This window comes from Pseudoalteromonas sp. JSTW (assembly GCF_013423925.1).
GTDB classification, from domain to species: domain Bacteria; phylum Pseudomonadota; class Gammaproteobacteria; order Enterobacterales; family Alteromonadaceae; genus Pseudoalteromonas; species Pseudoalteromonas lipolytica.
This window is the reverse complement of the sequence record NZ_CP058972.1, coordinates 1,907,043-1,920,808: the sequence shown is the minus strand read 5'-3', so window position 1 is coordinate 1,920,808 and position 13,766 is coordinate 1,907,043. Positions and strand designations below refer to the sequence as shown.

The window sequence follows — 13,766 nt, the reverse complement described above, 5'->3', positions numbered from 1 at the left end:
TAATACCAACTCGCCATAACATTTGCTTTATTCGAGAATAAACCGCACCTAACAGCATTGCAGCGCTTATTTAGAATCACTAAATAACGACTTTTGCTGAGTTATCGGCAAGATTTTCCTCAATATCGCTCATTTAATTAACTGAATTGGTATCATAGCAATCAGTCTGTTAGCTGTTGCAACTTAATACGGGGTATCAAAATAACCACAGCTGACAGACTGTAAAATTCTTATAGCCTAAATAGGCATAAAATGAAATTAGCCATAAGCCTTAGGTCAAAATGACGAAAAAGCTAAATTTAAGCAACAAGAGTGTAACAAGCTTGGCTCTAAAGGGCTAATAACAATTAAACAATTGGGATGAAGAAAAGGAATTTCAAGGATAAAAATGAGATATATTAGTGGGAAGAGAGTAAGCGAGGAACTTAACAAGGTCGCTCGCTTGATACTCGAATAGGTAATACCTAAGAAATTTCATCGTTAGGCGCAATATTCGTTGCGTGTAACCCTTTTGGACCTTGTTGCAATTCGAATGTTACATCTTGACCAGCTTTAAGTGTTTTATAACCGTCCATTACAATCGTTGAGTAATGAGCGAATATATCAGTCTCGCTACCGTCTTCTACGATGAAACCAAAACCTTTGGCATTGTTGAACCATTTGACTTTACCACAAGCCATACTTCTACATCCTTCTATAAGTTGACTAATTTAGTTATTCTAAACCGTGTAATTTGCTAGACTGACTAAGGTTTAATCAATCTATAATTGACTGTAGTTTATTTAGGCAGTCAGTCAAGTGTTTTGAACTATTTTTTAACAATTTATTTATTTTTTTATTCAAGTTTGCTTGAGTTCTAAAGACAAGACTATATTTAATTATGAGTGGTATGAAAGATTCTGGTGTTATTGAAACGGTTCGCGATAGTGAAAAGCAAAAACTGCAACCACCGCGAAAATATAAGGTCATTTTAAATAATGATGATTACACGCCAATGGACTTTGTGATAGAAGTACTAATGACGTTTTTTAATATGGATAGCGATAGAGCAACAGATGTGATGCTTCAAGTTCATCATAATGGCAAAGCAATATGCGGCATTTATAGCGCTGATGTTGCTTACACCAAAGTTGAGCAAGTTAATCGTTACGCACGAGACAACGAGCATCCACTGCTATGTAGTTGTGAGCAGGAATAAATACCAAGGTAGGGTGAACATTTAGCCCATCACAACGGTATATAAATATTATCTCAGTAAGGGGTTGCCAATGCTAAACAAAGACTTAGAACTAACCTTGAATGCGGCGTTTCGCGAAGCAAGAACGCGCCGACATGAATTTATGACCGTCGAGCATCTTTTACTCGCGCTGCTCGATAACCCTTCTGCTGGAGAAGCGCTTAACGCCTGTGGTGTAGATATGAGCGCGTTAAAAGTTGAGTTATCAGATTTTATCGACGAAACAACGCCGGTTATTCCTGACTTAGAAGAAGACAGAGAAACACAGCCTACATTGGGTTTTCAACGTGTGCTTCAACGCGCGGTGTTTCATGTGCAATCGTCAGGTAAGAACGAAGTAACAGGCGTAAATGTACTTGTGGCTATTTTCTCTGAACAAGAAAGCCAAGCTGTTTATTTACTTAAAAAAGCGGATGTAAATCGTTTAGACATCGTTAACTTCATTTCGCATGGTATTTCGAAAGCCGATGATGATATCGGTGGCGATGACCATGATGATATTCATGAAGAAGTACAAGAGGTGCAAGGCGAAGAGCCGACTAAACTTGAAAACTTTACAACAAACCTCAATCAGCAAGCGATTGAAGGAAATATCGATCCGCTTGTTGGCCGTGATAATGAAGTCGAGCGTACGGTACAAGTATTATGCCGTCGTAAGAAAAATAATCCATTGTTGGTTGGTGAAGCAGGGGTAGGTAAAACAGCCATTGCTGAAGGCCTTGCTTATCGTATTGTGAAAAACGAAGTGCCTGATGTAATAGCCGATGCGGTTGTTTATTCACTTGATATGGGCGCATTATTAGCCGGTACAAAATACCGCGGCGACTTTGAAAAACGTTTTAAATCGTTACTAAAAGAGCTGCAAGCTAAACCGCATTCAATTTTATTTATCGATGAGATACATACCATTATTGGTGCGGGTGCTGCGTCTGGTGGTGTAATGGATGCGTCTAACTTAATTAAGCCGTTACTTTCAAGTGGTAAATTACGTTGTATGGGCTCGACCACTTACAACGAGTATAAAAATATTTTTGAGAAAGACCGTGCTCTGGTACGTCGTTTCCAAAAAATTGATGTACTTGAACCAAGTGTGGCTGATACAACGAAAATCCTCAATGGCTTAAAAGAGCGTTACGAAGAGCATCATGGTATTCGTTACACGCAAAAAGCCCTTAAGGCAGCTGCTGAGCTGAGCGCAAAATACATTAATGAGCGTCATTTACCTGACAAAGCGATTGATGTGATTGACGAAGCCGGTGCAAATCAGCGCCTACAACCGATATCAAAACGCAAAAAAACCATTGGTGTAGCTGATATCGAGTTAATTGTGTCAAAAATGGCGCGTATACCACAGCAAAGCGTTTCTTCAAGTGATAAAGAAACATTGAAGAACCTTGATCGTAACTTGAAGATGCTTGTATTTGGTCAAGATCAATCAATTGATGCATTAACTTCGGCTATTCGTTTATCTCGCTCTGGACTCGCAAATGAAGATAAACCTGTGGGGTCGTTCTTATTTGCAGGCCCAACGGGTGTTGGTAAAACAGAGGTCACTAAGCAGTTAGCTAAGTGCATGGGGGTTGAGTTTATTCGCTTTGATATGTCTGAATACGTTGAACGTCACGCAGTAAGCCGTTTGATTGGTGCGCCTCCAGGCTATGTTGGCTTTGAGCAAGGTGGATTATTAACCGAAGCCGTTATCAAAAACCCGCACGCGGTGGTGTTGCTTGATGAAATTGAAAAAGCGCATCCAGATATCTACAACATTTTATTACAAGTGATGGATCACGGCACCTTAACGGATAATAACGGCCGTAAAGCCGACTTTAGAAATGTGGTAGTGGTAATGACAACCAACGCCGGTGTACAAGAGACTGTGCGTAAATCGATAGGCTTTACAGAGCAAGATCATTCTCACGATGCCATGACTGAGATTAACAAGGTCTTTTCACCTGAATTTAGAAACCGCTTAGATAACATTATTTGGTTTAATCACCTTGAAAAAGACGTTATTTTGCAGGTTGTTGATAAATTCATTGTTGAGCTTCAAGCTCAGCTAGATAAGAAGTCTGTTAATCTTGAACTGACATCTAAAGCACGTGAATGGTTGGCTGATAAAGGTTACGACAAAGCAATGGGCGCACGGCCAATGGCGCGTGTGATTCAAGACGAGCTCAAAAAGCCGTTGGCCAATGAAATTCTATTTGGTGAGCTGGCCGCGGGTGGTTCAGTGAAAGTGTCGGTTAAGGACAAGAAAATTCACTTTGAATATGAAACAAACCTCGAAACAGCGTAAGGTTTAAAAGGCGAAAACAAAAAGCCCAGCTAATGCTGGGCTTTTTGTTTATTAAATGGAATTGAAACTAGGGTAGTTTGAACACCATTTAATAAACGCTTTTAGCTCTTTGTAATAAACACACCTGCCCATTCAAAGCAGCAAAAAGCTAAATCTCTCGTTATCGCACTAACTTAGCGAGCACGGAATACGATGCGACCTTTCGATAAATCGTAAGGAGTCATTTCTACGGTTACTTTGTCGCCAGTTAAGATGCGGATATAGTTTTTGCGCATTTTTCCAGAGATATGAGCCACAACTACGTGACCATTTTCTAGCTCAACTCGGAACATTGTATTTGGTAAAGTATCAAGGACCGTACCTTGCATTTCGATTACGTCTTCTTTCGCCATGTTTAGCGTAACACCTCTTTAATAGTTAAACGCTGCAGATTTTGCCGAAAATACAGCAATAAGTAAAGCTACAGGGCTCAAATTTGTAAATTAAATCGCCAACCAGTGATCGCCAAGATGCTTTTCTGCGGGCAAAAATTGGGTTTTGTATTTCATTTTGTCACATTCGTCGATTTGATAGCCCAAATAGACAAATTGTTTTGCTTGTTGTTTAGCAAACTTAATTTGCTGCATGATCATGATACTACCAATGCTGTACTTCTCATAATCGGGATCAAAAAATGTGTAAATTGCGGAAACTGCATTGTGCATGCAGTCGGTGACTGCTACAGCAACGAGCTTGTCACCTTCTCGCAGTTCAATAAATGTCACAGGCAACCATTGGCAAAATAAAAAGCTTTCATATTGGTTCTGATCAGGCGGAAACATAGAGCCATCTTGATGTCGTTGCGTAATGTACTTGCAATAAAGAGGGTAATATTCTGCGCGTTCATATTCACTGTAACTAACCGTAAAAAGTTTGTCTGCTTTGTTTAGTTTACGTTTTTGTGATTTAGAAGGCGTAAATTGTTGCGCTAAGACACGCACTGAATTACAGGCGTTACAAACAGGGCAGTGAGGACGATATATTTGGTCACCACTGCGCCTAAACCCCAATGCTAACAATTGTTCAAATTTATCAGGGCAATAGCAACTTGGGTCCAATATAACGAGGAGCTGCTCTTGGCGATCCGGTAAATAACTGCAATCAAATTGCTGGCTCAAACCAAGCCTAGCGGGTAAATGCTCAGTCATAAATATTTATCAACTCTTGTGGTTGCCACATGTCTGCTGTGGGAACATAGTTTTTTGCTAACTTAAGTCTAGTTAAAAATTCACTACGTGGGATAACTTTTGCACCTAAAGTTAGCAAATAAGGGTTCTCTAACTGACAATCAATAAAATGAGCATTGTGTTTCTTTAGCCAGTTAACGAGTGCCCACATCGCTAGTTTTGAGCCGTTTGATACTTGGTGAAACATCGACTCTCCACAAAATACGCCATGTTGCATAATGCCATAGAGACCGGCGACTAACTCATTGTCATGCCAAATCTCGACACTGTGTGCAAGACCTTGTTGATGGGCTTGAATGTAAGCATCCATCATTTGCTCAGTGATCCACGTACCTTCTGCGTCTAAGCGTTGTTCACGGCAAGCTGAAATCACGTGAGAAAAAGCATGATTAATCGTGACGCGAAACGCAGAGCGCTTTAAATATTTTTTTAAGCTACGACTAACATGAAACTCGTCAAGTTCAATGATGCCTCGCAGGCTAGGTGACCACCACATAATCGGCTCATAATCACTAAACCAAGGGAATATACCGGATTGATAGGCGTTCTTTAAGCGCGCAACAGATAACCCACCGCCAATTGCTAAAAGGCCATCAGGCTCGTCAAGGGCATGCTCAGGGTTGGGGAAATCAACACCTGATTCAGGAAGTTGATAAATTTGCTTTGTCATTGCAGCGGATTCATTATTTTTTTTGATAATTTTAGCAAAATTTTTGCCTAAAAAAAGGGGCTGTATAGCCCCTTGGTATTTTAAAAAGGTGTTTTAAATCGCTGGTTACAGATTGTCTAGGAAGCGCTCTGCATCAAGTGCTGCCATACAGCCTGTACCGGCTGATGTGATGGCTTGTCGATAAATATGGTCACATACATCACCCGCAGCAAAAACACCCGGTACGCTTGTTTGTGTTGCGTTACCGTTTAAGCCAGATTCAACCACTAAGTAGCCGTCTTTCATTTCAAGCTGACCTGCAAACATATCCGTGTTTGGCTTATGACCAATTGCAATGAATACACCGGCAAGATCTAAATTCTCAGTCTCATCAGAATCCGTGGCTTTAATGCGAATACCGGTTACACCCATTTCATCACCTAATACTTCGTCTAGGGTACGGTTATAGTGTAAGACAACATTACCATTTTCAGCTTTTTCTTTAAGGCGGTCTGCTAAGATTTTTTCACTGCGGAAGCTATCACGGCGATGAACCACGTGAACTTCTGCTGCAATATTTGATAAATATAACGCTTCTTCAACAGCCGTATTACCACCGCCTACAACAGCAACCTTTTGACCACGATAAAAGAAACCATCGCACGTTGCACAGGCTGAAACACCACGACCTTGGAAGTTTGTTTCAGACTCTAAGCCTAAGTATTTAGCTGATGCGCCTGTTGCGATAATAAGTGCATCACACGTATACGTACCAGAATCACCTGTTAGAGTGAAAGGACGCTTAGATACATCTACTTTGTTAATGTGGTCGAACACAATTTCAGTTTCAAAACGTTCAGCGTGTTCTTTCATACGTTCCATTAATGCTGGGCCTGTTAGGCCGTGAGCATCACCCGGCCAGTTTTCAACTTCAGTTGTCGTTGTTAATTGACCACCTTGTTGAATACCCGTAATAAGAACAGGGTTAAGGTTTGCACGTGCAGCATATACAGCAGCAGTGTAGCCAGCAGGGCCAGAACCTAAAATTAGTAATTTACAGTGTTTTGTGTCACTCATGGTTTTTCCTAAAAACGTTTTGATACGATGTCTATGCGCCCGATTCTAAGAAAAACAAGACGGAAGTAAACAAAAGGGCGGATTATTTTTTTAAGTAAATCGCGAAGCTGTCAAATAATCCTTACTTAATAAAATTTAAATGCCTCTTTTTGCTTATAAAACGAGCTAATAGTGAAGTATTAGCGTAGCAAAGTGCGTTAATTCATGACCAAGCAATATTTTTTTGGTATGTTTTAGCTAATTTTGATATTAGCTTAGACTTTAGGCTAGATAAACGAACAGGCAATTATGGTATTTTGGCAGGAAAAGCCCGCATTTGGGCTGACTACAGAAGACGTCCAAGTCTTAACCAATGCGAGAGAGTATCGCACTGAACTATTGCGTCTAATTCGTTCGGCGACGAAAAGAATTTATATTACTGCTTTATATTTGCAAGACGATGAAGCAGGTCAAGAGGTTTTAACAGCCTTACATGAGGCGTCTCTAGCGAATCCTGAGTTGGAAGTAAACGTGTTAGTAGACTTTCATCGTGCTCAACGGGGCTTAATTGGTGCTGCCAAGTCTGATGGCAATGCCAGCATGTATTGTGATTTTCAAGAAAAATATCAGTCAAACGTTAAAGTGTATGGTGTACCCGTAAAAGCGAAAGAGCTTTTTGGGGTATTACATTTAAAAGGCTTCGTAATTGACGACACCTTACTTTACAGCGGTGCGAGCTTAAATAATGTTTATTTACAACAGGATGATCGTTATCGTCTTGACCGTTATTTTTTAGTTCACCAAGCAGGCTTATGTAATTCGGTCATCGAATTTATTAACACACATTTATTGAGCTCTTCAGCTGTTCCACGCATTGATACGCGTCCGTTAACTCAATTCAATGATATCAAAGTTGCTCAAAAGCAATTAATGAGAGATCTAAAATCAGCAAGTTATGACAGTGCGGCTGAGGCAAGTGCAGGTGAGTTAGGGGTGCGTTTGTTTTTGGGTTTAGGTCGGCGTAGCAATAAGCTAAACCGCTTAATCAAATCATTGTTTGATACAACAGAGCACGAACTCATTCTTTACACGCCGTATTTTAATTTCCCTGCACCGTTGATGCGCTCGTTGCGTCGCCTATTAAAACAAGGTAAAAACGTGACCATTGTGGTGGGAGATAAAACAGCAAACGACTTTTACTTACCGCCATCTGAGCCGTTTAGTAAAATTGGTGCGCTGCCATATTTATACGAAACCATTTTGTATAAATTTTTAAAATCGCAAAAGCGTCATATCGCCAATGGTAACCTTAACGTTTATCTGTGGAAACACGAGAGCAACTCATTCCATTTAAAAGGGATTTGCTCTGACAAGCGTTTGCATCTGTTAAGCGGGCATAATTTAAATCCGCGTGCATGGGGGCTTGATATTGAAAATGGTATTTTAATTGACGATCCGCAGCAGCATATACTAAAGCAAATAGAGCAAGAAAAGCAGGCGATATTAACACATTGCCGACGCTTATCAGGCCCGCAAGATTTAGAAACGATGGATGACTACCCAGCGCCTGTAAAAAAATTATTGGGTCAGGCCAAACGTGTGAAAGTTGATTTTATAATCAAACGATTTATCTAACTATCAACCAGATAAACAGAGTCTTGTGTTTTTTGTTTTCGGCCCTAAACCACCTACTTCAGTAGGTGGTTATCATCATTTAGGCTTTGCCTGAAAAAATACTCATGTTAATTCCTTACTTGATTTTTAGCGAAGTCATATAAGGAAAAAACATGAGTAGATACGAGAAAGCATCGCATGTGTATTGGCGATGTCAATATCATATAGTCTGGACGCCAAAGTATAGGTTCAGAATATTGAAGAACAAAGTAGGCAGAGATGTTTACAGGTGCATACAAGTTTATTGTGAGCAGTTAGGGTGCAAAGTAGTCGAGTTAAATGTGCAGGTTGACCATGTTCATTTGGTAGTAAAGATACCGCCGAAGTTATCAGTCTCGAAATTAATGGGTGCTTTAAAGGGAAAAATAGCGTTAAAGCTATTTAGCAAATATCCATACTTAAGGAAAAACAAGTTATGGGGAAACCATTTTTGGCAGAGAGGGTACTTCGTAGATACTGTAGGGATAAATGAAGAAATAATAAGGCGGTATGTCAGGCACCAAGAAAAGGAAGAGGTGCAAGAGCAGGCGCAGTTAACACTCCAGTAAACAACGCCCCCTTCTAGGGGGCTAATGCAAAGCCACCTTCTTTAGAAGGTGGATCTTTTACTTCACAATGCTAATTAAGCATTTTCAACTGCTGTACGTGGGTCAACATATTCCATGTTGAATGCTTCAGCTACTTCTTTGTAAGTAACTTGGCCTTTAATCACGTTTAAGCCTTTTAAGAAGTGTGCATCGTCAAGAAGCGCTTTCTTATAGCCTTTGTTAGCAAGGTTGATGATAAACGGTAATGTTGCGTTATTAAGTGCGAACGTAGAAGTACGTGGAACAGCACCTGGCATGTTTGCAACACAGTAGTGAACAACGTCATCAACAATGTAAGTAGGATCAGCGTGTGTCGTCGCTTTTGAAGTCGCGATACAACCACCTTGGTCGATTGCAACGTCAACGATTGCAGAACCAGGCTTCATTGCTTTAATGTGTTCAGCTGTCACTAATTTAGGCGCTGCAGCACCTGGGATTAGTACGCCACCGATCACAAGGTCAGCTTCTAGTACGTGTTTCTCTAGCGCATCAGCGGTTGAGTAAATCGCTTTCACTTTGTTACCAAACTGAGCGTCTAGTGCACGTAATACATCGATGTTACGGTCTAAAACAACCACATCTGCACCTAGGCCAACTGCCATTTGTGCTGCACTACGACCAACCATGCCGCCGCCGATAACAACAACTTTAGCTGGCTCAACACCTGGTACACCACCAAGTAACATACCACGGCCGTGGTTCGACTTTTCTAGCGCTTGTGCACCAGCTTGGATTGACATACGACCAGCAACTTCACTCATCGGTGCTAGAAGTGGTAAACCGCCACGAGCGTCTGTTACTGTTTCGTAAGCGATACAGATTGCGCCACTTTTAACAAGGTCTTCAGTTTGTGGAAGATCAGGTGCTAGGTGAAGGTAAGTAAATAGAATTTGGTCTTCGCGTAACATTGCACGCTCAACCGCTTGTGGCTCTTTTACTTTTACGATCATTTCAGCTTTAGCAAAAACGTCAGCTGGGGTAGGTAAAATTTCAGCGCCTGCTGCAATATAATCTTCGTTAGTGAAGCCAATGCCCATACCTGCATCAGTTTCAACGAACACTTGGTGGCCATGGTTTACTAGTTCACGAACACTCGCAGGAACCATACCTACACGGTATTCATGGTTTTTAATTTCTTTTGGTACACCAATAATCATAGTTTTTCGCCTTAATAGAACGGGATAAAATTTTCGACTATTATATTCATGACATGGCAGTGTGTCTCACCTTTTTTAAGTTCATTTGTAGTGATATAATCTAAAAAATATATTTTAACAGTGTAAAACTCTGGTTTGGCGTATGCATCAATTACTTGACAGAATAGACCGAAAAATTTTAATGGAATTACAGCTTGATGGAAGGCTCTCTAACGTAGAGTTAGCAAGGCGTGTAGGCTTAAGTGCGACCCCGTGTTTAGAGCGTGTAAAGAAGCTTGAAAGAGAAGGCTACATACTCGGGTACAAAGCAGTTGTTGATCCTGCAAAATTGGGTCAGGGGTTGTCGGTGTACGTTGAGGTCACGATTACGAAAACCTCACCTGATGTATTTGAAGAATTTAATGCGGCGGTAAAAAAGCACGATGAAATAATTGAGTGTCACCTTGTTTCGGGTAATTTCGACTTTTTATTGAAGACCCGCGTTAATGACATGTCAGAATACCGTAACGTACTGGGTGATATCTTACTTAAGTTACCTAATGTAAGTGAGAGCCGTACCTACGTCGTGATGGAAGAAGTAAAAGGTGAGCAAGGGGTGATTATTCGTCCTTATATTGCATAAACTGTTAAAATAAACAAAGAGTAACAAAAACTTGTTCATTATCAGTCCATCATGGTTAAGATAAAGTGCAACAAACGGCATTTCCTGCTAAGGTATTTCACTGCTAATCGATGAGTAAAGAATAATAAGGAATAGGGAGCTATGCGCCTAAATGGTGTTCAAAGACTGTTAGAGACTGGGCTAATTATCAGCACCTTTGCTGCAGTATTTATTTTATGTGCATTAATCAGTTTTGATCCTGCCGACCCATCATGGTCGCAAACCGGTGAATTTGTTAATGTAAAGAATATTACCGGCACAGCAGGTGCGTGGATAGCAGATATCTTATTGCTTACATTTGGCTGGCTTGCCTATTTGGTGCCAGCGGCTATTCAGTTATTTGGTTACTTATTATTTAAGCAGCCCCATCGCATATTCCAACTTGATTACACCACGCTGGCTTTAAGAATCATTGGTTTTGCTTTATTTATTACCTCTGCAACCGCGATTAGCAGCATCAATTTTGACGATATTTATAATTTTTCATCGGGCGGGGTAGTAGGGGACGTTATTGCCTCGGCGATGATGCCGACCTTTAATTTTACTGGCACATCTATTTTATTACTGTGTTTCTTTTTCGCAGGCTTAACGCTTTTAACGGGTGTGTCATGGGTGCAATTTGTTGACTTCTTAGGTGATTGGGTAATGCGTGCCTTTTATTTTACACGCAAGCACTTGTCGGCCTGGCTTCAACGCGAAAAAGACGCAAATAAAGCTGTTCTTTCATCAGAACCCGATGCGAATTTTGTCGAGCCTGATAGTGAGCCTTCAATTGGTTTTACCGAACCCGATGTAAACCAACCTGCTCAAGAAAAAGCGGCTGCAAAACCAGCTAAAAAAACAGAGTCTGAATTTAATGGTTTTGATGAACTTGACGATATTTTAGATCAAGAAATCGGTTTTAGTGCGCTTGATGATGAATCGTTTGACACTGTATCAGCTCTCAATGCGCTTGATCAAAGCCCCGTTGTTGAACCTGAAAAGCCAACGACAACGGTTGTCTCTCCTGCACGCCCAATGCCAAAGGCAAAGCCTGCGTATCAGCCACCTCCAACTGCAAAAGAAAAATTTGAGGCCTTATTAGAAGAGCAACCGCCAGCAACCCCGTTACCGTCGCTGGAGCTGTTAGACCGCCCAGATAAAGCGAAGAACCCATTATCGCAAGAAGAGCTTGATGGCATTTCACGTTTAGTTGAAACCAAATTGCTTGATTTTAATATTCAAGCCACGGTTGTCGGCGTATACCCAGGCCCTGTTGTTACGCGTTTTGAACTCGATTTAGCACCGGGTATTAAAGTGGCGAAAATCACCGGTCTTGCAAAAGATTTAGCGCGCTCGCTGTCTGCTGTCAGTGTGCGTGTTGTTGAGGTTATTCCGGGTAAAACCTATGTTGGTATTGAGTTGCCGAATAAACACCGCGAAATCGTGCGTTTAAGCGAAGTAATCAATGCCCCTAAGTTTGAGTCAAACCCATCACCATTAACCATGGTATTAGGAAAAGATATTGCCGGTGAGCCTGTGTGTGCTGACTTGGGTAAAATGCCTCATTTACTTGTCGCTGGTACCACTGGTTCAGGTAAGTCAGTGGGCGTTAATGTAATGATATTAAGCTTACTGTACAAATCAGGGCCTGATGATGTACGTATGATTATGATAGACCCTAAAATGCTTGAACTTTCTGTGTACGAAGGTATTCCGCATTTATTGTGTGAAGTGGTCACAGACATGAAAGAAGCGGCTAATGCACTGCGTTGGTGTGTGGGGGAAATGGAGCGTCGTTATAAGCTTATGTCGGCACTGGGTGTGCGTAACTTAAAAGGTTACAACCAAAAAGTATTGGATGCGAAAGAGGCCGGTCAACCGATCCTTGATCCACTTTTTAAAGACACTGACGGCATGGCTGATGGCCCTGAAGAGCTGGGTAAACTGCCTAGTATTGTCGTGGTGATTGATGAATTTGCTGACATGATGATGATTGTCGGTAAAAAAGTAGAAGAGCTAATTGCACGTATTGCACAAAAAGCCCGTGCAGCAGGTATTCACTTAGTGCTTGCAACACAGCGCCCGTCGGTTGATGTTATAACGGGTTTAATTAAAGCGAATATTCCAACGCGTATGGCGTTCCAAGTATCAAGTAAGATTGACTCGCGTACCATTTTAGACCAACAAGGTGCTGAAAACTTACTGGGTATGGGTGATATGCTTTACTTACCGCCTGGCACCAGCGTGCCTGTGCGTGTTCACGGTGCATTTGTTGATGATCATGAAGTTCATGCCGTGGTCGACGATTGGAAGAAACGGGGCAAGCCAAATTACATTGATGAAATTTTAAATGGTGATGCCACAGAAGAAATTTTACTACCAGGAGAAACCAGTGAAGACGGTGATGAAGAGTCAGATCCGCTTTACGATGAAGCAGTATCATTTGTGATAGAAACCGGCAAAGTGTCGGTATCGAGTGTACAACGTAAGCTTCGCGTTGGTTATAACCGCGCAGCACGTTTAGTGGAACAAATGGAAACGTCAGGCATTGTCAGTGCGCCAGGTCATAATGGTGCCCGAGAAGTATTAGTGCCCAATGGTGGAGCAAATTAATGAAAAAAATTACAGTGTTAACCCTAATAGTAGGGTGTTTATTAAGCAGTCAAAGTCGTGCTGACGACAGCCAAGCATTGCAACAGCAACTTGGCGCAATTAACAGTTTTAAAGCGCAATTTATACAAAAAGTAACCGATGCACAGGGCGAAGCCATTATGCAAGGTGAGGGCAATATTGCGCTTCAGCAACCTATGATGATTCGCTGGCAACAGCAAAGCCCAGATGAAACGTTATTTGTTTCTAACGGTGAAAAAACCTATTATTTTGATAGCTTCGCTGAGCAAGTTACCATAATGAATACCCATAGTCTGATAGATTCAACCCCGTTTGTGCTACTTACATCAAAAGACCCTGAGCAGTGGGCTAAATACCAAGTATTGGCCACCGATACAGGCTTTAGTGTTACACCAAATAAAGGCATAGAAAGCCAAGTTGAGCAACTTGATATTGCATTCAGTGATGATAAACAGGCTTTATCTTCATTGACCGTGATGGATACCTCGGGTCAGCAATCGTTATTTACCTTTAAAGATGCTCAGGTTAATCAACCATTGGCTACGACGACCTTTGAATTTATCATTCCTGAAGGTGTTGAAGTTGATGATCAAAGCCAAGGTGAATAGGG

Annotated in this window: 13 protein-coding genes; 7 read left to right on the top strand and 6 right to left on the bottom strand. The window is 41.2% G+C overall.

From position 1 onward, the window contains the following. Positions 1-464: 464 nt before the first annotated feature. Complete coding sequence (gene cspD, locus GZH31_RS08835; protein ID WP_036968098.1) at positions 465-680, bottom strand: cold shock domain-containing protein CspD; 216 nt, start codon at positions 678-680, stop codon at positions 465-467. A 209-nt stretch (positions 681-889) separates the two neighbouring features. Here cspD and clpS point away from each other — a divergent pair, with 209 nt between their 5' ends. After that, the gene (clpS, locus tag GZH31_RS08830; protein ID WP_174403847.1) at positions 890-1,198 is read left to right on the top strand and encodes an ATP-dependent Clp protease adapter ClpS; all 309 of its coding nucleotides are present in this window, start codon (positions 890-892) and stop codon (positions 1,196-1,198) included. 70 nt (positions 1,199-1,268) lie between these two features. After that, positions 1,269-3,533, top strand: coding sequence for an ATP-dependent Clp protease ATP-binding subunit ClpA (gene clpA, locus GZH31_RS08825; RefSeq protein WP_036968105.1), 2,265 nt, complete (start codon positions 1,269-1,271; stop codon positions 3,531-3,533). A gap of 173 nt (positions 3,534-3,706) precedes the next feature. Here clpA and infA read toward each other — a convergent pair whose 3' ends face one another. From infA to trxB, 4 genes are all read right to left on the bottom strand, one after another. Continuing rightward, positions 3,707-3,925 carry a translation initiation factor IF-1 gene (infA, locus tag GZH31_RS08820; RefSeq protein WP_002962494.1) on the bottom strand — a complete coding sequence of 73 codons (219 nt, stop codon included), beginning with the start codon at positions 3,923-3,925 and terminating at the stop codon, positions 3,707-3,709. A 90-nt stretch (positions 3,926-4,015) separates the two neighbouring features. After that, positions 4,016-4,720 (bottom strand): arginyltransferase, encoded by a 705-nt coding sequence (locus GZH31_RS08815; protein WP_036968108.1) that lies wholly within the window; start codon positions 4,718-4,720, stop codon positions 4,016-4,018. Beyond that, on the bottom strand, positions 4,713-5,429 hold the full coding sequence (gene aat / locus GZH31_RS08810) for a leucyl/phenylalanyl-tRNA--protein transferase (protein ID WP_036968111.1): 717 nt from the start codon (positions 5,427-5,429) through the stop codon (positions 4,713-4,715). The genes GZH31_RS08815 and aat overlap by 8 nt, the downstream gene beginning before the upstream one ends. 105 nt (positions 5,430-5,534) lie before the next feature. Then, positions 5,535-6,485 (bottom strand): thioredoxin-disulfide reductase, encoded by a 951-nt coding sequence (gene trxB / locus GZH31_RS08805; protein ID WP_180310862.1) that lies wholly within the window; start codon positions 6,483-6,485, stop codon positions 5,535-5,537. Between the two features lie 288 nt (positions 6,486-6,773). On the opposite strand from trxB, the gene pssA reads away from it, so the two are divergent. Next, entirely contained in the window at positions 6,774-8,099 is a 1,326-nt protein-coding gene (pssA, locus tag GZH31_RS08800) for a CDP-diacylglycerol--serine O-phosphatidyltransferase (protein ID WP_180310861.1), read from the top strand. 152 nt (positions 8,100-8,251) lie between these two features. Further along, the gene (gene tnpA, locus GZH31_RS08795) at positions 8,252-8,686 is read left to right on the top strand and encodes an IS200/IS605 family transposase (RefSeq protein ID WP_036970631.1); all 435 of its coding nucleotides are present in this window, start codon (positions 8,252-8,254) and stop codon (positions 8,684-8,686) included. A 74-nt stretch (positions 8,687-8,760) separates the two neighbouring features. Here tnpA and ald read toward each other — a convergent pair whose 3' ends face one another. Next, on the bottom strand, positions 8,761-9,882 hold the full coding sequence (gene ald, locus GZH31_RS08790; protein WP_036968120.1) for an alanine dehydrogenase: 1,122 nt from the start codon (positions 9,880-9,882) through the stop codon (positions 8,761-8,763). 142 nt (positions 9,883-10,024) lie between these two features. Between ald and lrp the strand changes: the two genes are divergently transcribed. The 3 genes from lrp (at position 10,025) to lolA (ending at position 13,764) form a co-directional block, all read left to right on the top strand. Then, entirely contained in the window at positions 10,025-10,504 is a 480-nt protein-coding gene (gene lrp, locus GZH31_RS08785) for a leucine-responsive transcriptional regulator Lrp (RefSeq protein ID WP_036968123.1), read from the top strand. 141 nt (positions 10,505-10,645) lie between these two features. Then, positions 10,646-13,138: a DNA translocase FtsK gene (locus GZH31_RS08780; protein WP_036968127.1), complete on the top strand. Its 2,493-nt coding sequence runs from the start codon at positions 10,646-10,648 to the stop codon at positions 13,136-13,138. After that, positions 13,138-13,764, top strand: a complete 627-nt coding sequence (lolA, locus tag GZH31_RS08775; protein ID WP_065979979.1) for an outer membrane lipoprotein chaperone LolA — start codon at positions 13,138-13,140, stop codon at positions 13,762-13,764. The genes GZH31_RS08780 and lolA overlap by 1 nt, the downstream gene beginning before the upstream one ends. Positions 13,765-13,766 lie beyond the last annotated feature (2 nt).